A 19,347-nucleotide genomic window follows, 5' to 3' on the forward strand; every position below is an offset into this window, starting at 1 on the left:
CTAGATTAGCGGGAAAAAAGCTTATAATCGGCAGAGAATTTGCCTGGGCCGCTCAGAAGCAAATGTAAAGATACAGTCAGATAGACCAAAGCCAGCTCGTAAGTTGGTGGTGTTCCCACGAACGCGTCACCTCGCGTGATGTGAGTCAAAGCTGCGACAGCCATCGTAAAGAACAAACCCAACGACGCTAGTGGAGTGAAAAGACCTAATACCCAAGCAAGCCCACCGCCAAATTCTGACAAGGCTGCCAAGGCTTGAAAAATTCCTGGTACAGGAGCGTCTGGCCCCATCCAAGAAAGAGGGTTTTGAATTTTTCCCCAGCCATGCAACATCATGGCCACACCTGCGACCAAACGCACGATAAGAATAGACCAGGAATAGCAGCAGTCTTTTTTAAGAATATTTGAGTATTTTGCGAGAAGAGATTTCATAGGTAGCTCCTTGCTGGGTGTTTCATTCAACTTTCGCTCGAAAAACCGGTAAAATCCAATCAAATTTCAGCGAGAGGCGATGCCCTTAGGCGCCAGAGCGCAAGGTGTTTGACTTTGCCAGTGGAGATCTGGTTATCTTCAAGCATGGATAAACAATATTTGTCAGGACTTGGAAATCATTTTTCCTCTGAAGCGCGGCCACACGCACTGCCGTTAGATCAAAACTCTCCACAACAAACTCAATTAGGACTTTATGCAGAACAATTGAGTGGCTCGGCATTCACGGCGCCTCGCTCGGCAAATATGTATTCTTGGCTTTATCGTATTCGTCCCTCAGTGATGCACAAATCATTTGTGCCATTGAAAGAACTCACAGAAAAAACTCTGTTTAAGCCAAAACATATTAATCCAAATCAAATGCGTTGGAATCCTCTCCCGATTCCGTCGACTCCGCAAAATTTTGTCGAAGGCCTTCGCACAGTGTGCGGAATCGGATCTGCCATTGAGCAAAGAGGCATGCATATTCATCTGTATGCTTTTAATCAGACAATGGGCAATCGCTATTTCATGAATGCGGATGGGGACTTTCTTTTCGTTCTGCAATCAGGATCTATTCAGGTAAAAACCGAATTAGGAATTATCGATGCTGAGCCTGGTGAAATCGTGATGGTTCCACGCGGAATGAAATTCCAAGTGAATCCTTTGTCGACTGTTTGCCGTGGTTACGTGGGCGAAAATTTCGGGGCTCCTTTCCGCCTGCCAGAATTGGGACCTATCGGTGCCAACGGGCTTGCTCATCGTCGTCACTTTATGACTCCGCAAGCGGCCTTCGAAGATCAAACTGGTAATTTTGAATTGATCGGAAAATTCTCGGATCAACTTTGGAAAGCCGAGATGGGGCATTCTCCTCTAGATGTCGTTGCATGGCACGGCAACTATGCTCCGTTCAAATATGATCTTAGAAAGTTCAATACTATCAACACAGTTAGTTTTGATCATCCAGATCCATCCATCTTTACAGTTTTAACTTCTGCAAGCGATACACCTGGAACGGCCAATGTAGACTTTGTGATCTTCCCTCCACGGTGGATGGTTGCAGAGCACACATTCCGTCCTCCGTATTTCCATCGCAACTGTATGAGTGAATATATGGGTTTGATCTATGGAGTGTATGACGCGAAAACTGCCGGAGGTTTTGTTCCTGGTGGTGGTAGCCTTCATAACTTCTATTCAGCTCATGGCCCAGATGCAGATGCGTTTGAGAACGCTAGTGTAGGCGAGTTAAAGCCGCATAAGCTTGATAACACCTTAGCATTTATGTTTGAAAGCCGCGCACCTTACATGGTGACAGACTTTGCAATGCAAAAAGACTTCCTACAAGAGGACTATCAAGATTGCTGGCAAGGCTTCAAAAAACATTTCAAGGGTTAGAAATTCCACTTAAGCCCAAGAAGACCACTGCCTTTTTCAAGCGCAGAAAGCTCTTGGGTGCTTTCACCAAAGCTGATATTTAGTTCCGCAAACAACGTCCAAGCATCGCCGATAGCGGTGTCGAGGGCTGTTTGCAATGAGGCAGATTGATCCATTAAGGATTTCAAATAGCGGAAGCTTAGATTGTTATTCTGAATGAACAGATCTGGAATTCTTAAAGACACATAGGCGTAGTTTTGACCTAGTAGTTCCATCCCTGAACCTAAAAGACGCTTCAAGTTCTGATCTCCGCGCGGATGTTGTGGAAGGGCCGATAGAAAGGCCGCTTGCATATCAAAAGCGTCAAGCCCGTAGGAGTTGTAGATATACTCGATGCGGAAATCAAAACTGCCTTCCCAGCGAAAACCTGTGACCAGCAAAGTATTCCACACTTCTGTGTTTCTTACGTAGACCATGTCAAACAGAGTGTCGGGAGCGATATCTGGTTTGTATTGGGCATAACCATGAGAGTGTCTGGCATCCAAATACATACTAAAGCCTTCTATCAGCTCAAAGTTAAAGTACTCGCCTACAAACGGAATAGTGTCGTCGATCAAACCAACATCAAAACCGATATAGTCTAAAGAGCTCTTCCCACGACGTTCTACTTTAACAACGCCTTTGGGTTTAAATTCTTTCTCGTAGATCCAAAAGGAGGTTCCATTGTTGATAGGCTCCGCGATCGCAATCACGCTCCAACTTGAATTGGGACTCCAATTCATTCTTAGGAAAGCGCGTCCATCTTCTTTGTAATTATAGGTTCTTGAATCTGGGCGGAAATGGAAGAAGGGATTTGTCGGACTGAAAAACTCTGCAGGTCCCCACTGATAGTTTTGCAATCCTGCTGCCAATGTTATGCTTCTAGTGGGATCTCCTTCGAGGTATGCCTCAGGGACCGAGACCTTACCTGATGGTTCAGTTAAAGTTTCTTCGGGATTTGTGTAGTAGTACTGATTGAAATCGCCAAGGATGCGTGGTCGAAAGACAAAACGAGTGCCTTTTCTCCAGGTGTACTTTGTATTGATACGAAGATCGGTTTCGAAAAGGGCTTGCGGCCTTTCTAAGCGACGTCCCGTAGGATCTATGAGGCTTTCCTCGTTACGTTCTGTGCCTTGTACTGAATTATACCACTCTAAGTCCCAGCGAAAATTCTGAGCGAAGGCAGGAACACCCGCGCACAGAATAAAGCTGAGAAGAAGAGCGCTTTTAAACATAAGTCAGATTTTCAGCCGTGCTTTGTTTTAAAGTCGCGCGACAAACAATCCATGTTGTTACCGCAGCAAGGATGCTTAGGAAAATGAAACTAATCACATACAAAGACGGGCTCACCATAATTCTGAAAGCGATGGGTTCTACTAAGACACCGGCTTTATACAGAATACCCAAGCCGTTCATTCCGAACGTGGATACAATGGCTACGATGCTGCCGATTATGCCACCTAAGAAAGAAAGAACGACGGCTTCGCTGACAAAAATGAAAAGAATTTGTCTTGGAACAAAACCAATGCTGCGAAGGGTTCCGATCTCGCGGGTACGTTCTTTCACAAGTTTCATCATGGTGTTGAAGATCGAAAGACTTGCAATCACAACAATGATAGTCACAACGAAGTTTCTAAATACGGAAAGAAGACTCATTGTACGGTTGTACATATCGCCGGTAATATGATCTTGCCAGCGAATCATTCTTTGATCAGAGCCAGCTTTTTGTGCTTCTTGATTAAACTCATTCACGATCTGATCAATGAAACGACCCTCTTTAAGAAACTTTGCGGTCACATAGCTGACATCGGGCGTATTCATCAAAGTTTGAGCATCTGCTAAAGAAGTAACCAAGAACTTATCATCGACGTCTTTGTAGAGAGCATCCATAAGTCCCACAACTTCAATGTCGATCGCATTGAGCTGCCCTTCGGCAGTCGTGGTGCTAAGTTGGATGTTAGATTGCTCACACGTAAAGGGTCGTACTTCGGCTTTATATCCCGCAACCGCATCCATGACTTTTTCTTTTTTCTCGGGAAGACAGTTCAGAATTTTCCCTAAAGACTGACCAAGTACTGTTGTGTGAGGTTTATCAGCTTTCATGGGAGTCCCGTAAAGAGCATTCCAGCCCCATTCGGATCCGCGAATCTTTTCACCTTCGACGATATCGTATCCATAGCCACGGAAGATCGTGCTGGATTTGCCATTTGCAACAGTTCCGGAAATTCTTAAAAAACGAGAAACGCTGTCGACCTTTTCAGAATGCGTTTTGAAAAAACTCTGAAGAAATTCGAAATCTTTTGGACTGACGGCATACTTCCAAGGTTCAGCACGTCCTTCAGCTGAAGTTAGCTTCTGATGTTCAACGATGACATCGCCGTACATCATGCGTGAACGGAAGGTCTCTTGATAGAGTTGTCCGACATCTTTCATATAGCCCTGAAACATCACAAGTGCGATCAAGCCAGCGGCAAGGCTAATCGTTGCCGCCAAGCTTTGGCGCCAGTGTAAGAAGACGTTTCTAAGGGCGATCTTAAACAAAGTCGTCATCGGCTCAGGTTGTTCACGTTAAATAAAGAAGAAGACAACTCTTCTGCTTGAGGTTTTGTGTATTCAATCGTGCTCTGATTCGCGGGAAACTTTGAATCTTGAATGACCATCTTGCTGATGAATGGAAATTTCTTTCCTTCTGCAGCCATAGTGTTTTTATATTCAAAAGTAGCAACTTTAAAAGGAGTTCCTTGCAAAGTCATGAACTCAGCCTTTAATGCTAACTTGTCCTTTTTAGACACCCAGTACTTTACTTGATCGTATGTTACCTGGTTAGACTTTGCTTTTAGCAACAACACTTTAGTGTCTTGACCATTCACTTTTTCATCACCAACGACAGTTGCTGTATAGTCACGAGCATAGTTGGTGCTGGCGATATCACCGTTGGCAGCTTGGCCAGAAAGTTTTTGGCGGGCAGAGATAGAGACCGGTTTACGCAAGCTTGGTTTAAAGAACCACATATTGCGATCGTTAAACAAGAACACTTCGCCTTTGTTTCGTGCGGGAGCCAGGGACTCAACGTGTGCATCATCACTTTTAGCTTTGACCGCAAAAGTTCTTTCGCTAGATTCTCCGTCCTCTACGGTAGTGATTTTTGCCTCCCATACGACGCCACCTTTAATTCCACCGCGCGCACGGTCGCTGGCTTTAAGAAGTTCGCCGGCATCTTGTGCCAAAGCATGCATCGAGAATCCGCTGAGTAGAGCTACTAGTAATAACTTTTTCATAAACCTCTCGCTTAATTAACTTGTTGTAAAAGTTGAATGATCGGTTTGTTGACCAATTTTTTAGAAACTAAATATGCACAAATCATACAAATGATCATAATAGGAATTGCCACTAAAATACATACCCACAAGAACGGTGTCACAACAAACTGCATATCTCCAGCGATACCTGGTGGCGAAAAGCGCAGATTCAAGCCATTCACGATGAGCGCAATGATTTGAGTAGCGACATATCCGATCACAATACTAATTGCCGTCAGAAACAAGCTCTCTAATGTGAAAAGCCAAGCTGTTTGTGAATCAGTAAAGCCAATGGCTCGCAGAGTTCCGATCTCGCGAACACGCTCTAAGATCCCAATAGTCATCGAGTTCACGATGGAAAGAGCTACTGCGCCAAAAATCAAGAATACGAAAAAGCCCGCCATGATATAAAGAAAGCCCATAGACCCGGTATAAAATAATCCTATGCGGTCATCATCAAAGGGATAAGCTTCGGCATTGATTTGCGCATCCAAGATTGCCTTCTGAATTCGCTTCACGGCGTTCCCAACGTTGGTACCTGGATGAAGATAAACAGCTATGAAAGTCGCACCTTCGGTTGCATACAAGCTTTGCATCACAGATAAAGGTGCCACTAAGCCTGTATCCTCCAACATTGAAAACCCAGTGGAGTGTTTAAAACCCAAGTGCGCATTGACGGCATTAAGATCACTTTCAAAACTTCGTGCCGCCAACTGAACATCTTTATCTTGTAAGGACAACTCATTGAATGGAGGATTTTTCCCAATCAAAGATCCGAGTTCTTTAGTGATCGAAATTGTTTCAGCCAATTCGCCTTTAGCGTCTTTGATCGATAGCTCACCACTTGCCGGAACCAATTCATGGGTCCACTTATGAACTTCAGGATGAGATTGAATACGTCTTTCAACATCAGGCTCAATTCCGTAGGCAAGAAATGGAACAGACTTATTGCCGTTGCTGATCAAACCCATGCCTTGCAAAATCGGCGCAGTAAATTCGACCTCTTTGTCGTTGGCTAAGAGTTCCTGCAGCTTTTGCAGGTCCTCACCTTTGAGGTGGTATTTACGTGGGTTGTTATAGAAAAAGTCCAAGCCACCTTTTTTGTAAATCGCAAGATGACCACTGTGATTGATGTAAATGGAATTCACGGCCAAGTATTTTTCAACTCGCAGAATATAACCACCAAGCAAGCAAAGCCCCGCGAAGCCCGCTAAGATGGCCATCCCCGTAGAAATACTACGGCGCTTATTCTTCCATAAATTTCTAATAGCCATCTTACTAAAAAGCGTCATTCGAGAATCACTCCATCTTGGATACGAATGATGCGGCCAACACGATCAATCAACTTTTCATCATGAGAGCAGAACAAGAACGTGATTTGTTTTTTCTGATTTAAGTCCAATAACAAGTCGATGATCTTGTGGCTGGTTTTAGAATCCAGATTTGCCGTAGGCTCATCTGCAAGAACCAAAGTCGGGTGAGTCACCAAAGCGCGAGCAATCGCCACACGTTGGCGCTGACCACCAGACAACTTATCTGGTGGGTAGTGAAGGAACTCTTCCAACTCTACATCTTTGAGAGCTGCCATAACGCGGGCTTTTCTTTCCTCAGCGCTAACTTCTGGTTGAATCACCAAAGGAAGTTCTACGTTCTCAAAAACATTCAAAACTGGAATCAAATTGAAAGACTGAAAGATAAAACCGATTTTGTGATTGCGAAGCGAGCTTTTTGAAATCTCATCGATATGTGTGATGTCTTTGCCTTCAAAAAGAATCTGTCCCGAATCAGGAGAATCAATGCAGCCCACCAAGTTCAGCAGGGTGCTTTTGCCGGAACCAGATTTGCCAATTAGAGCCGTGAACTCGCCTTTTTTTAAAACAAGATCAAGACCTCTTAATGCTTCTACTTTGGTTTCGCCAAGATGATAGGTTTTGACCACATTCTTCAGGGCGAGAATTTCGTTTGTTTGCATGAGAGAACCCTCTTGTGTTTAGTCTTACCTTGAAAGTGTTCTGGATATCAATCCTCATGTCAACGACGTCCCAGACCCCTCTGTAATGTCCTAATTTTTACAGGGTTTTACAACACGGAACTAACGCGAGTTTTTGTCTGATTATGACGGTGTTGTCCATAGAGAAAGCTTAAGAAGCTGATCAAAATAAACGCCAATGCAACGGCGCAGACACCACTCCATCCGTAAAGACTCCACGCGTAGCTTGCGACGGCAGAACCGAGGGCGCCACCCATGAAATACGCAAACATGTATGCAGTGTTCAGTCGGCTGCGTGCTTCTGGAACAAGAGCGAAGACGCGACTTTGGTTAGAGATATGAGCGGCTTGTAAGCCAACATCCATCAAAAGCACGCCAATACCCAATGCGACGATAGAGCTTCCGCCCCAAATCCAATAAATTACAAACGAAAGTGCACACAGGAAAATTCCTAACGCAATTGTCGTGCGTGGACTTTTTTTATCAGCGAAACGACCAATCCACGGTGCGGCCAATGCGCCAAGTGCTCCAACCAAACCGAAGAGGCCGACAGTGCGCGCACCCAAGTTGAAAGACGGAGACTCCATCAAATAAATCAGTGTTGCCCAAAAACCACAAAACGCGCCAAACAGACAAGAGCCAACAACCATAGCTTCGCGAAGTACGGGTTGTTGACGAATCAATCTGACAACTGACTTTAGAAGGCTTTTGTAGTTGCCATCGAATGTCGGTTCGCTAACGGGAAGAACTGCGCGCAGAACAAAAGCTAGAATCATCAAAACAACCGCTGCCGCTGCAAACATAAGGCGCCAACCGAATGCCGCACCAACAAATCCGGCAACCGTGCGAGCTAAAAGAATTCCCAACAAAAGCCCACTCATGATCATACCCACGACTTGGCCACGACGACCAGGGCTTGCAAGGTGAGCTGCAAATGGAATGATAAATTGTGGAGTCATCGTTGTTACACCAACAATCAGACTCATCAAAATCGCAGTCGGCAGATTTGGTGCGAGAGCCATCCCGATCATTGATAAAGACGACACTGCAGTAGAAATGAAAATCAAACTACGGCGTTCAACTTGGTCGCCAAGTGGAATCAGAAAGAACATCCCAAGGGCGTAACCTAACTGCGTGAGAGTTGGAATCCAGCCAATAGATTGCGGGCTGACACCGAAGGACTCTTGCATTTGTTGAAGTAGAGGTTGGCAGTAATAAAGATTGGCGACACAAAGACCAGTAGAGATGGTCATGACCCAAAGAACAAATCGAGAAAGAGAGGTGGAGGAAGTCATGGCCTAACCTAATGGAAGGAACCACCATTAGGCAAGCCCTAGATCAGTGAAATATTGATTAAGAAAAACGGCATTTAAGTCTAGGAACCAGAGGCGGATTCTTCGACACGCGATACGACTTACATTGTCCAGGCATCACAGCCACTGCATCGGACTGCATAAGAATGAGTTTACCTTCTTGGTCTAGGACATTTGATTTGTCTGAGATTGGATTTGTTGTAGAAACCAACATCGCGCTGAAGATCATTGTTGATACAAGCTTTAACATGAAATGAGCCTCTCTGTTACATACCGTATGTTTAGTATATCGGCATTTTATGCCGAGACTAAAGACTGTTTTGACTAAATCCTTAACGAAAAATTAAGGATTCTCAGGTGTCTCAATCTGAAATTCAATTTGAGTCATCTCTAATTGAGACAGCGTTTTTTGCAGGAGAGGTTAGTGTTTTCTGAATTTTATTTCTTAAGTTGCCACTCTTTTTCGGTGATGAGTCTAGCTCCGCGCTTTGAAAACATGTAGCTCCAGACCCATTGGGACATCACAGAAACGCGATTTTTAAAGTCGATCAGATAAAAAACATGAATGAAAAGCCATGCAAGCCACGCAATGTGACCAGTCATCTTGAGTTTTCCAGACTGGGCAATAGCGCGATTTTTTCCAATAGTCGCCATTTGCCCTTTATCAAGATATTGAAAGGCCTTTCTGTTTTTACCGCGAATATCAGCCAAGATCATATTGCCGGCATGTCGACCTGCTTGCATTGCTGCAGGGGCAAGGCCGGGTAAAAGTTTTCCAGGCGCCATTTCAAACGCCGCCATATCACCAATGACAAAAGCATTTTTAAAATTTGGAATCGAGAAATCATCGTTTACGATCACGCGTCCCGCACGATCTTTCTCGACAGCTGGATCCAGATTCATAGCACTGGCTTGCACGCCGGCTGCCCAGAAAACACTTTTAGCGTTTAAGAATTCGTCGCCGACTTTTGCGCCTTCAGCATTGATATTTTCAACGCGTGCGTTGGTGCGAACTTCTACACCGAGGTCTAACAAATCTCGATGCGCGCGGGCTGAAAGATCCTCGGGGAATGAGGCTAGAATGCGAGGTCCCGCTTCAACGAGAATCACTTTTGCTTTTGATGGATCAATGCGACGGAAATCTTTAATGAGCACTGTCCGGCTGATATCTGAAATGGCTCCGGCAAGTTCAACTCCGGTCGGGCCAGCGCCAACGATGACGAAGGTCATGAGGGATTCTTGCAACTTTGGATCAAATTCATTCTCAGCAGTTTCAAAAGCAAGCAAGATGCGCCGACGGATTTCCGTCGCTTGCTCCAAAGTTTTTAAACCAGGAGCAAAACCTTCCCATTCAGGATGCGCGAAGTAACTATGCTGAGCTCCGCATGCAAGAACCAAGTAATCATAGGCAATTTCTCTTTCTCCGTCTAGAGTCATGCCCACAATATATTGTTCTTTAAGATTCACTCCTGAAAGACGACCTAAATGAACTTCAATATTCGCAACATCAGGAAACTGAGCACGAATGGGAACAGCGATATCCGCTGGATTCAATCCCGCAGTGGCTACTTGATATAAAAGAGGCTGAAACAAATGGTGATTGCGCTGATCTATCAGGAGCACATGCACGTCTTTTTGTTTTGCTAATGTTTGGGCAGTATTTAGACCGGCAAAACCACCACCAACAACAATGACGATTTTTTTGCCTTTATGCTTCTCAGGATGGACGAGTCTCATAAGAATTCTCCGAGAGACCGCCAGCATCCTCCTCAAAAAGTGTTTTGGCAATGTTTGGCCTGAGGCATCTGAATTCTGTCTGTAAATTTTGCGATCAAGCAATAGAGGGGAGTGTGAGCTCCCCTCTATTTTGTTTTAAGGTGCGATACGATTTCTATCGCGGGGATAAAGGGTCGCCTCCCGCACATTCGAAAGTCCCAAGATTTGCGCCGTGAGTCTTTCTGCACCAATAGCGAAGCCTCCATGTGGCGGCATGCCTAGTTCAAACATGCGCAAGTGGCTTTCAAAAGAAGCAGGCTCGAGCCTTTTCTTTTTGAGAGCACTTTCAAGTTCGCTTCGTCGATGCAGTCGCTGTCCACCCGTCGTGATCTCAAGGCCCCGAAACAGTAAGTCGAAACTCTGAGCAGCTCCGTGCTCACCACGAGGAGCCGTGTAAAAAGGTCGCGCACTTAATGGAAACCCAAGTACGAAGACCGCAGGCACACCAAACTCTTGTTGAGCAAGCTGACAAAGCTGCCTTTCGGCCTCACCATCTAAGTCATCGACGAGGTCCGTTCGACCGAAAGAGGTTTTAAGTCTTTCAAGGCATTCGCCAAATTCCCACGTTGGAGCTTTCTCCATACTTGGAAGTACAGGCTGACCAAAAGATTCCAGAGTCTTCGCGTGCGTTCTATTCAGATCTTCAAACATATAATTTAAGAGTCCGCGCTCAAGTTCGATGATCTCTTCCGGACCACTAATGAAGCCCATCTCAACGTCTAACGAGTAGTATTCCGTCAGATGTCTGCTAGTAGCGTGAGGTTCTGCACGATAGACATGACCTGTTTCAAATACACGTTCAAGTCCCGCGACACATTGTTCTTTATAGAACTGTGGGCTCTGTGCAAGGTACGCGATCTTTTCAAAGTATTTCATTTGAAAAAGATTTGTACCGCCCTCGGTGCCACTTGCCACGATCTTAGACGTTACGATCTCCGTAAAGTGATTCTCGGTCAGATAGCGACGAAAAAGCTCGATCATTTTCGCCTGTAGCTTGAAAATGCCTCCATGTTTTTCACTACGCAAAACGAGCGGACGATTCTCGATCTTAATTTCCGGCGAAATGTTTTCCACAACCGCTGAAGAGTTAAATGGCAACATTTGCGCAGACTCGCTGAGTTTTTTGATGGAGGTCACGTGTAGCTCCCAATTATTAGGTGCCCGTGGATCTTCGATCAAATTACCAACGACCTCAACGCAATCATCCAGTCTAAGATGCAAATTAGAATTTAGATCTGTTTGCATCACACACTGGATGATTCCGGTAGCGTCTTTTACAACCAAGAATGTTGTTTGAGATAAAACTCGTAGATGGTAAATCCATCCGGCTATTTTGATTGGTTGTTCTTTCATCTGCGGCAGTTCGCAGATAAAGCTTCGCTTTTGATGCACGTGGCACCTCCTCTAAGGGACATTTAGTTTTGGTTTTATTTGTGCTGGAACCCTAAACCTTGAGGTGGTGCCATCCAGCTTCCGAGACATTCGGCTCTTGATTCCACTCTATCGGAAGTGGTTTTCCGTCTGCGTTTACTAGAGTCTGAAGTAAAAAATACTTCTACTTTTTCAAAGCGGCCTCTCAGAGGGGTCTTTCCTCTTCATCGAGTTATATTCAAGTTAGTCGATTGGTTGAATTTTGCCAATGTTTGGAGTCATGAATTGTTTTTATGGGTGGGATAAGTGAAAATAGAAATAAGGAATAAGTCTATGAATTCAAAATGGAATCCCACTCAATACAACAAGTTTAAAGATCAGCGAGCCCGTCCTTTTTATGACTTGATGTCACTTATTCAGGACCAGCCCTTTGAAGAAGCCATCGATTTAGGCTGTGGAACAGGGGAGCTGACGCGAAAACTGTTTGAGAGTTTTCAAATCAAGCATTTGCTTGGTATTGATGCGTCGGACGAGATGCTAGAGAAATCCAAAACTTTTGTGACCGCGGGTCTTGAGTTTCAGCTTCAAAATATCGAAAGCTTTGTGCCTCGTAGCAAATATGATCTCATTTTTTCAAATGCGGCATTGCAATGGATCGATAATCACGAAGTATTAGTTCCAAAAATTCTAAGTTGGCTGAAACCTGGAGGCCAAATTGCCATTCAGGTGCCTTGCAACTTTGATCATCCGTCACATACTCTCGCAAGCGAAGTCGCACATAGGCTCTTTCCTGATATGTATAGAAAAGGAGAGCAAAGATTATTTGTTTTGCCTGTGGAAAAGTATGCGGAAATCTTCCATAACAATGGTATCGAGGAGCAAATTACTCGTATTGAAGTTTATGGCAATCCGATGAAATCCGGTCTGGATGTAGTTGAGTGGACCAAGGGCACAATGCTGACATCTTATCAATCGCGTTTGAATCCCTCTGATTTTGACCGCTTTTTGAAAACATATACGGAAGAAATTCGCAAAGCTCTCGGAGAAGGCCCTTACTTCTATCCATTCAAGAGAATGCTGTTGTGGGGCAAAAAAATTTGATTTTCAAATAAGGACGTATGTCTTTTATTTTGTTCATTATTTGAAAAACATCATCGATGATGCTAATCAAATTATATGACACATCTTCCGAATCTGATTCAGGACCTGGGTATTATCTTAATGACTGCCGCTGTGGTGACGCTTCTTTTTAAAAAATTGAAGCAGCCAGTCGTATTGGGATATTTGCTGGCTGGTTTTCTTCTGAGTCCCAAGTTCCCGTTTTTCTTCTCTGTAAAGGATACTGCGAACATTTCTATTTGGGCCGAGATTGGCGTGATCTTCATGCTATTTGGTCTGGGACTAGAATTCAGTTTCAAGAAACTTACAAAAGTTGGAAAAAGTGCCAGCATCACTGCAAGCTTTGAAATTCTGAGCATGCTTGGTGTTGGTTTCATTTGTGGTAAGGCCCTTGGTTGGTCAACGATGGATAGTCTTTTCCTCGGGGGCATCCTTTCTATTTCTTCAACCACCATTATCGTGCGTGCGTTTGAAGAGCTGGGCCTTAAAGGAAGAAATTTCGTTTCACTCGTTTTTGGCGTTCTAATCGTCGAGGACTTGATTGCGATTCTCTTGTTGGTTTTGCTTTCCTCAGTGGCAGTGACGCAAAGCCTTTCAGGACCTGAATTGGCCTTCTCGTCATTGCGTTTGGTTTTCTTCTTGGTTCTGTGGTTTTTGTTGGGGATTTACCTATTGCCGGTTCTCCTCAAAAAATTTCGCGATTACCTTTCGAATGAAACGACTCTGATTGTTTCTTTGGGGCTTTGTTTGATGATGGTGATTATCGCAAGCCAAGTTGGTTTTTCTCCGGCGTTGGGTGCCTTCGTTATGGGATCCATCTTGGCTGAGACTCGCGAAGGCCAACGCATTGAGCACTTAATTCTACCGGTGAAGGATTTGTTCTCGGCAGTTTTCTTTGTATCTGTCGGTATGTTGATCGATCTTAACGTCGTGATTGAATACTTCTGGGTGATTCTGTTAATGACGGTCGTGACAATTGTCGGGAAATTGATCAGTAGTGCGATTGGTGCGGTGGTATCTGGACGAAGCCTTAAGAATTCCGTGCAAGCAGGGATGAGTTTAGCGCAAATCGGCGAGTTCTCTTTCATCATTGCAACTTTGGGTATGACATTGAAAGTAACCAGCGACTTCTTGTATCCCATTGCCGTTGCGGTTTCAGCAGCGACGACGTTTACAACGCCGTACCTCATTAAATATGCAGATCCATTTTATGCTTGGCTAGAGAAGAAGCTACCAAATAGTTTCAAAGAATCCTTGCAACGTTATGAAACGGCAATGGCGACAAGCTCTGGAACATCGACGTTGTCTTTGATTTGGCGTGAGTACGGAGTCAAAATCGCTTTGAATTCCGTCATTGTTATAGCAATTAGTTTGGCGATGGCACGTTTGGCGTTGCCAAGAATGGCAGAAGCTATTGAGGATCATGGACTTGCTTCGCTATTGACCTGCTTGATGACTTTGGCTATTTCAGGACCGTTTTTATGGGCGATTTTCTTTGGGGGGCCTTCTCATAAGGTGACTTACCAAGGAAGTACGGCCAATCAATTGCGGAATTTACAAATAGGGGTCGCGATCACAAGATTTCTTTTAGGATGCTGCCTTGCTGGTTTTGTTGTGAGTAACTTTACTTCTATATTAGCATTCTCAGGAGTCAGCCTCATTGCGCTGGCAGCACTGAGCGCCTTTTTCTTTAGTAAATACTCTGAACCAGTGTATGGCAAAATCGAAAAAAGATTCTTGTCGAATTTGACGGACAAAGAGCGCGCGGAACTTGCGGAAAAAGCTAAAGTTCCTCAGTTAGCTCCGTGGAATGCAACCTTGTCTGAATTTGTTATTTCTCCGCAGTCGCGCTTAGTTGCAAAAACTCTGCAAGATGCTCGTATTAAAGAAGACTATGGTGTGACCGTTGCAATGATCGAACGGGGAAGTGAAAGAATTCTTGCGCCGAAACGCGATGATCTGATTTTGCCGGGTGATAAGATTTTCCTGATCGGCACGGATGATCAGCTTGCCGAAATTCGTAAAGTGATGGAGGTGCCTGTTGAGAAAGTGGAATCTCCGATTGCTGAGTCTTTCGGTTTAACATCAATGACACTGAGCTCTTCGAGTCGATTTATTAACAAAACTATCCGCAATTGCGGCCTTCGCGAGGAAGCCGATGGCCTGATTGTTGGTATTGAAAGAAATGGCGAACGTCTATTAAGTCCTGATTCCGCGATGACATTGCAAACAGATGATTTGGTTTGGATCGTGGGAAATATCTCAAAGATTAAGGCGCTCGTTTAGGAGTAAAATATGGCAAGTTCTGATCTAGTAGTAAAAAGCCCAATCACGGCTGAAAAAGTGGCTCGTTACGTGGCTGAAAAAATTGTAGTTGAATCCGGTCTTGAAAGACGTCTCCGTCAAGAGACTTCAAAATTGCCTTCAGGTGGCATGATTAGTAGCAGTGATGTTGGGGCGTTCTTGGCATTGACGGCTCAATCCATCGGAACCAGAAAAGCGATCGAAATCGGAACTTTCACGGGCTATACCGCTTTGAAGGTTGCCGGCATCTTACCAGAGGGTGGAAAGCTTATTTGCTGTGATATCAGTGATGAGTGGACCAGCATCGGTCGCAAATTTTGGAAAGAAGCCAATCTTACTCAAAAAATTGACCTGCGTTTGGCGCCAGCTTTGGACACTCTTCAATCTTTACTGAAAGAAGAAGGACCGGGCTCTTACGACTTTGCTTTCATTGATGCAGATAAAGTGGGATACGACGCCTATTATGAAACTTGCTTAAAGCTGCTTCGCCCAGGAGGCATTATTATTTTAGATAATATGCTTTGGAGTGGACGAGTCGCCGACCCATCAGAGCAAGATCCAAATACAGTCGCTTTGCGCGCTCTTAACGAAAAGATCAGCAAAGATGAGCGTGTGAACTCTTGCTTGCTGACTGTCGGTGATGGCTTGATGATGACGAGAAAGAAATAAATTATATAAGAACGAGGTGACGTTCAACCTCAAGAACAGGTGAAGAAAGGATTTCGATCTTCACCTGCAAGTCTTTAAATTTCTTTTTGGCTAAAGCCATTTCTTCCTCGATTTTTTCCCGACGGGCTTTGAGCAAGAAATACTTTCCACCAGATTTATAGTAATTACGACTGACATCTAAGATCACATCGATCGGCTTAAATCCACGAGCACTGACGACATCGATATTTTTAAGATCTAATGGAATTTCTCCGTGCACTTCAAGATTGGACGCAATCGCCTTACAGCGTTTTAGAAATTCTTGTTTAAGAACGCTTTTTTCGTACAAGTGGTATTTAACTTCAGGGAACTGAATGGCGTAAATAACTCCTGGTAACCCACCACCAGCACCAAAATCAGCCGCAGCCTTGATATTTTTTGGGAAGTACTTCAACGGCAGAAGGCAATCAATAACATGATTATCGATGAGCTCTTCGAAAGTCATTTTGCGACTAATGAGATTGAGCTCTTCATTGGCGGACCAAAGAAGATCAATATAGGCCTTGAGCTGAGGCAAAGCTTCTTCACGAAAACCTAATTGCAAAATGGTCGGGACGCGTTTTTCAAAATGCATAAAACTAGTAAAGACATGAAATTGCTGTTAGATCAAGAAGGTATGAGGGTTATCGCGGAAGTTTTTATTACTTTTCTTAAGTTAGGATGTACTTCCTTTGGCGGACCTGTTGCTCATCTTGGTTATTTTCAAAACGAGTTTGTTAACCGAAAGAAATGGTTGGATGAGTCTTCCTATGCTGACCTTGTGGGTCTTTGTCAGTTTCTGCCGGGACCTGCTAGCAGTCAGGTCGGAATGGGTATTGGCTTTTCTCGCGCGGGTCTTCCTGGGGCCTTGGCTGCATGGGTGGGGTTCACGCTTCCGTCCGCGATTTTGTTGGTTCTTTTTGCGTTAGGGCTGACGTACTTTCAAGATCAACTCGGCAGTCAATGGCTTCATGGCTTGAAAGTCGCAGCTGTCGCTGTCGTGGCTCAAGCACTTCTGAACATGTTTCCAAAACTCTGTCCTGATAGAAAACGTGTCGTTTTGGCTTTGCTCATTGCGATGGTGGTGACTGCACAGCCTGCGGCCCTTGGACAAGTGGTGGCTCTTTTCTTTGCGGGGCTTTGGGGATGGTTTTTTCTGAAAGATCAAGCAAGTCTTCCTCATCAGCCAGCATCTTTAAACTTGTCTCGGTCACGTGGTTTGGTTTTCTTGTCTTTATTTTTCGTCTTTCTGATCGTGTTGCCTCTTTTGGCGGGTGTCACTGATTCACAAACGCTTAAATACTTTGATAGTTTTTATCGGGCTGGTTCTTTGGTGTTTGGTGGGGGCCACGTCGTGTTGCCGCTATTGCAATCTGAAATAGTTCGACAAGGATGGATCTCACAGGAAAGTTTTATGGCAGGGTACGGAGCTGCGCAAGCTGTGCCGGGACCTCTATTTACTTTCGCCGCATATCTTGGGGCAGCATCTTTAGTAGCTCCGAATGGATGGCTTGGGGCCCTTGTTTGTCTTGTGGCGGTTTTTCTGCCGTCGCTGCTGTTGATTGTTGGCATTCTGCCATATTGGGAAAAGATGCGTGCGCACAAGAAATTGCGAACAGCCATGGCGGGTATGAATGCCGGTGTTGTTGGTTTGTTGGTAGCGGCTTTCTATAATCCGGTCGTTACATACGGAATATTGAATCTTAAAGACGTACTCCTAGCTGCCATTTGCCTTTCGCTCTTAGTTTTTGCAAAATGGCCTTCGTGGTCTATCGTTCTTATGAGTGCGGTCGCGACAGGAGTGTTGTGGTAAAAGGGCAAACGGAGCTAGTCAAAAAATTGAATCTTGCAGGTCCTTTGATTTTAGCACCTTTAAGTGGGGGGCCGGGAACCGCCGCTTTGGCTGCAGCGGTCTCGAATGCCGGCGGTCTTGGTTTTCTTGGTGGTGCTTATATGAGCGCAACAGACCTACAAACAGCGATTCAGCAAACTAAGATACTGACGACGAAAACTTTCGGTGTAAATCTTTTTGTGCCTTCTCAAGTTCCCAAAGTAAGCGAAGCTCAGAAGGCTTTGGCGTTAAAGGTAACACAAACCTATCGAGATGAGTTGCAGTTGGCGACTCCTAACTTTGATAAACCAGCCTTTGAAGACTTCAATAAGCTAATGACCGTGGTTTTTGCCGAGAAACCCGCGGTTTTTAGTTTTACATTTGGGCTTCTAGATAAAAGCTATTTGCAAGAATGTCATCGTCTTGGAATTTACACGATTGGAACAGCCACAAACTTAGAAGAAGCACTTCAACTTCAAGATAGTGGTGTGAATGCAATCGTTGCCCAAGGAAAAGAAGCCGGGGGACATCGGGGTATGTTCGATGTTCAACAGAGTGATTCTGATGTTGTTATTGAAGATCTGACAAAATCACTAGTGAATGAATTGAAAGTACCTGTGATCGCAGCTGGTGGATTAATGACAGGGAAAGATATTGCGAAAGCTCTGTCATGGGGTGCCCAAGCAGCACAACTGGGAACTGCGTTCATGCTTTGCCCAGAGGCTGGAACATCAGCTCCATATCGTCAGGCACTTCGTGAAGCCAAAGGGAAAGTGTCGTGTCTGACCCGAGTATTTTCAGGTCGTATCGCTCGAGGATTGGAAAATCGTTTTATTCTTGAAATGGAAAATCAAAACGAAGCCATTCTTCCATGGCCAGTACAAAATGCATTTACTAGAGACATTCGGCAAAAAGCCGCGCAAATGGGGAAGGCGGAGTTTCTTTCCTTGTGGGCGGGTACTTCGGTAGCGTTCATTCGAGAAATGCCTGCACCACAGCTAGTTGAAACTCTTTATTCTGAATTCAATCAGGCCTAATTACATCTATTTGACAGACGGAACTTTGATTTTCTGTAACGCCTTATCGATTTTACCTTTGATGTCTGCTGATAAGGATTTACGACGACAGAGGACAGCTTCAAGCGGTTGGTCATCTATGTGGGCAGGGACTAATTTCTCGTGGAAGGCTTTATTCTTTTGGATGCTAAAATCAATAACGTTTTTGATTCCGCAGACTCCTTCAAGACGTCCCACGCGTAACATTTCGATAGCATGGTCCATACTGGTGAGTTCTACGACCATATCGGGTGTCAGATGTGTTTTTACCAAGCGTGTGCAGGTTCCCAGCAGGACGCCAATGCGAGCACCAGGTCTCTTAAGAGCGTTTTGATCTTTTAGATAGAGTCCAGTTTTGACTTCATAAAGTTTCTCTTTGAATTCGTAGGCTGCATGTTTCACGCAGCTCACAGAAAAGAAAATCGCAAGATCCGAATCTGTTTTTTCCATTGAGTTCGCAAGACGTGCGTGAGGATACATTGTGTAGTTAAAGCGAAGACCGGATTCTTTCTCGATTTGAGTAAAAATGTCGTAGTTAATGCCTTTGAATTGCTCGCCCTCTTTGTATCCGTAGGGAGCAGCATCCGAAAGACCGACTTGAAGCGTGCCTGGTGGGTCCTTAGCCAACACAACTGATAGAAGTAAAAAAATGAGTTTTAGAGCCACCATAGGACTCAAATTAATACTGATAGGGCAAAGTGACAAGTGAAGGGTCTAAGAGT

General features: G+C 44.6%; 18 protein-coding genes. 6 read left to right on the plus strand and 12 right to left on the minus strand.

The genetic code is table 11. The features are described 5' to 3' along the window. Positions 1 to 5: 5 nt before the first annotated feature. On the minus strand, positions 6 to 431 hold the full coding sequence (locus ACLWBB_RS01345) for a DoxX family protein (protein WP_413289742.1): 426 nt from the start codon (positions 429 to 431) through the stop codon (positions 6 to 8). Between the two features lie 144 nt (positions 432 to 575). On the opposite strand from ACLWBB_RS01345, the gene hmgA reads away from it, so the two are divergent. Then, positions 576 to 1,862, plus strand: a complete 1,287-nt coding sequence (gene hmgA / locus ACLWBB_RS01350; protein ID WP_413289743.1) for a homogentisate 1,2-dioxygenase — start codon at positions 576 to 578, stop codon at positions 1,860 to 1,862. Here hmgA and ACLWBB_RS01355 read toward each other — a convergent pair. The 9 genes from ACLWBB_RS01355 to aspS form a co-directional block, all read right to left on the minus strand. After that, the gene (locus ACLWBB_RS01355; RefSeq protein WP_413289744.1) at positions 1,859 to 3,115 is read right to left on the minus strand and encodes a hypothetical protein; all 1,257 of its coding nucleotides are present in this window, start codon (positions 3,113 to 3,115) and stop codon (positions 1,859 to 1,861) included. The genes hmgA and ACLWBB_RS01355 overlap by 4 nt on opposite strands. After that, entirely contained in the window at positions 3,108 to 4,430 is a 1,323-nt protein-coding gene (locus tag ACLWBB_RS01360) for an ABC transporter permease (RefSeq protein ID WP_413289745.1), read from the minus strand. The genes ACLWBB_RS01355 and ACLWBB_RS01360 overlap by 8 nt, the downstream gene beginning before the upstream one ends. Further along, positions 4,427 to 5,158, minus strand: coding sequence for an outer membrane lipoprotein-sorting protein (locus ACLWBB_RS01365; RefSeq protein ID WP_413289746.1), 732 nt, complete (start codon positions 5,156 to 5,158; stop codon positions 4,427 to 4,429). The genes ACLWBB_RS01360 and ACLWBB_RS01365 overlap by 4 nt, the downstream gene beginning before the upstream one ends. A gap of 11 nt (positions 5,159 to 5,169) precedes the next feature. Further along, the gene (locus ACLWBB_RS01370) at positions 5,170 to 6,471 is read right to left on the minus strand and encodes an ABC transporter permease (protein ID WP_413289747.1); all 1,302 of its coding nucleotides are present in this window, start codon (positions 6,469 to 6,471) and stop codon (positions 5,170 to 5,172) included. Beyond that, on the minus strand, positions 6,468 to 7,151 hold the full coding sequence (locus tag ACLWBB_RS01375; protein WP_413289748.1) for an ABC transporter ATP-binding protein: 684 nt from the start codon (positions 7,149 to 7,151) through the stop codon (positions 6,468 to 6,470). The genes ACLWBB_RS01370 and ACLWBB_RS01375 overlap by 4 nt, the downstream gene beginning before the upstream one ends. 107 nt (positions 7,152 to 7,258) lie before the next feature. Then, positions 7,259 to 8,464 (minus strand): MFS transporter, encoded by a 1,206-nt coding sequence (locus ACLWBB_RS01380; RefSeq protein ID WP_413289749.1) that lies wholly within the window; start codon positions 8,462 to 8,464, stop codon positions 7,259 to 7,261. A 58-nt stretch (positions 8,465 to 8,522) separates the two neighbouring features. Then, positions 8,523 to 8,732 carry a hypothetical protein gene (locus tag ACLWBB_RS01385; RefSeq protein ID WP_413289750.1) on the minus strand — a complete coding sequence of 70 codons (210 nt, stop codon included), beginning with the start codon at positions 8,730 to 8,732 and terminating at the stop codon, positions 8,523 to 8,525. A 188-nt stretch (positions 8,733 to 8,920) separates the two neighbouring features. After that, positions 8,921 to 10,219, minus strand: coding sequence for an NAD(P)/FAD-dependent oxidoreductase (locus ACLWBB_RS01390; protein ID WP_413289751.1), 1,299 nt, complete (start codon positions 10,217 to 10,219; stop codon positions 8,921 to 8,923). 135 nt (positions 10,220 to 10,354) lie between these two features. Continuing rightward, a complete protein-coding gene (aspS, locus tag ACLWBB_RS01395) occupies positions 10,355 to 11,650 on the minus strand; it encodes an aspartate--tRNA(Asn) ligase (protein WP_413289752.1) in 1,296 nt (431 codons plus the stop codon). Positions 11,651 to 11,962: 312 nt separating this feature from the next. On the opposite strand from aspS, the gene ACLWBB_RS01400 reads away from it, so the two are divergent. From ACLWBB_RS01400 to ACLWBB_RS01410, 3 genes are all read left to right on the plus strand, one after another. Further along, positions 11,963 to 12,730: a methyltransferase domain-containing protein gene (locus tag ACLWBB_RS01400; protein ID WP_413289753.1), complete on the plus strand. Its 768-nt coding sequence runs from the start codon at positions 11,963 to 11,965 to the stop codon at positions 12,728 to 12,730. A gap of 75 nt (positions 12,731 to 12,805) precedes the next feature. Further along, entirely contained in the window at positions 12,806 to 15,034 is a 2,229-nt protein-coding gene (locus ACLWBB_RS01405) for a cation:proton antiporter (RefSeq protein WP_413289754.1), read from the plus strand. Positions 15,035 to 15,043: 9 nt separating this feature from the next. Next, positions 15,044 to 15,721, plus strand: coding sequence for an O-methyltransferase (locus tag ACLWBB_RS01410; RefSeq protein ID WP_413289755.1), 678 nt, complete (start codon positions 15,044 to 15,046; stop codon positions 15,719 to 15,721). A gap of 1 nt (position 15,722) precedes the next feature. Here ACLWBB_RS01410 and ACLWBB_RS01415 read toward each other — a convergent pair whose 3' ends face one another. Next, positions 15,723 to 16,334, minus strand: coding sequence for a 16S rRNA (guanine(527)-N(7))-methyltransferase RsmG (locus ACLWBB_RS01415; protein WP_413289756.1), 612 nt, complete (start codon positions 16,332 to 16,334; stop codon positions 15,723 to 15,725). Positions 16,335 to 16,349: 15 nt separating this feature from the next. Between ACLWBB_RS01415 and chrA the strand changes: the two genes are divergently transcribed. Further along, entirely contained in the window at positions 16,350 to 17,552 is a 1,203-nt protein-coding gene (gene chrA, locus ACLWBB_RS01420) for a chromate efflux transporter (RefSeq protein WP_413289757.1), read from the plus strand. Beyond that, entirely contained in the window at positions 17,546 to 18,607 is a 1,062-nt protein-coding gene (locus ACLWBB_RS01425; RefSeq protein WP_413289758.1) for an NAD(P)H-dependent flavin oxidoreductase, read from the plus strand. The genes chrA and ACLWBB_RS01425 overlap by 7 nt, the downstream gene beginning before the upstream one ends. A gap of 6 nt (positions 18,608 to 18,613) precedes the next feature. On the opposite strand, the gene ACLWBB_RS01430 is transcribed toward ACLWBB_RS01425, so the two are convergent. Next, positions 18,614 to 19,252, minus strand: coding sequence for a substrate-binding periplasmic protein (locus ACLWBB_RS01430; RefSeq protein WP_413289759.1), 639 nt, complete (start codon positions 19,250 to 19,252; stop codon positions 18,614 to 18,616). Between the last annotated feature and the right edge of the window lie 95 nt (positions 19,253 to 19,347).

This window comes from Bdellovibrio sp. HCB337 (assembly GCF_047302465.1).
Taxonomy (GTDB): Bacteria; Bdellovibrionota; Bdellovibrionia; order Bdellovibrionales; family Bdellovibrionaceae; genus JACMRP01.

Coding starts and splice junctions, on each gene's coding strand:
- ACLWBB_RS01345 (WP_413289742.1), bottom strand. CDS start 431: ATGAAATCTCTTCTCGCAAAATACTCAAATATTCTTAAAAAAGACTGC.
- hmgA (WP_413289743.1), top strand. CDS start 576: ATGGATAAACAATATTTGTCAGGACTTGGAAATCATTTTTCCTCTGAA.
- ACLWBB_RS01355 (WP_413289744.1), bottom strand. CDS start 3,115: ATGTTTAAAAGCGCTCTTCTTCTCAGCTTTATTCTGTGCGCGGGTGTT.
- ACLWBB_RS01360 (WP_413289745.1), bottom strand. CDS start 4,430: ATGACGACTTTGTTTAAGATCGCCCTTAGAAACGTCTTCTTACACTGG.
- ACLWBB_RS01365 (WP_413289746.1), bottom strand. CDS start 5,158: ATGAAAAAGTTATTACTAGTAGCTCTACTCAGCGGATTCTCGATGCAT.
- ACLWBB_RS01370 (WP_413289747.1), bottom strand. CDS start 6,471: ATGACGCTTTTTAGTAAGATGGCTATTAGAAATTTATGGAAGAATAAG.
- ACLWBB_RS01375 (WP_413289748.1), bottom strand. CDS start 7,151: ATGCAAACAAACGAAATTCTCGCCCTGAAGAATGTGGTCAAAACCTAT.
- ACLWBB_RS01380 (WP_413289749.1), bottom strand. CDS start 8,464: ATGACTTCCTCCACCTCTCTTTCTCGATTTGTTCTTTGGGTCATGACC.
- ACLWBB_RS01385 (WP_413289750.1), bottom strand. CDS start 8,732: ATGTTAAAGCTTGTATCAACAATGATCTTCAGCGCGATGTTGGTTTCT.
- ACLWBB_RS01390 (WP_413289751.1), bottom strand. CDS start 10,219: ATGAGACTCGTCCATCCTGAGAAGCATAAAGGCAAAAAAATCGTCATT.
- ACLWBB_RS01400 (WP_413289753.1), top strand. CDS start 11,963: ATGAATTCAAAATGGAATCCCACTCAATACAACAAGTTTAAAGATCAG.
- ACLWBB_RS01405 (WP_413289754.1), top strand. CDS start 12,806: ATGACACATCTTCCGAATCTGATTCAGGACCTGGGTATTATCTTAATG.
- ACLWBB_RS01410 (WP_413289755.1), top strand. CDS start 15,044: ATGGCAAGTTCTGATCTAGTAGTAAAAAGCCCAATCACGGCTGAAAAA.
- ACLWBB_RS01415 (WP_413289756.1), bottom strand. CDS start 16,334: ATGCATTTTGAAAAACGCGTCCCGACCATTTTGCAATTAGGTTTTCGT.
- chrA (WP_413289757.1), top strand. CDS start 16,350: ATGAAATTGCTGTTAGATCAAGAAGGTATGAGGGTTATCGCGGAAGTT.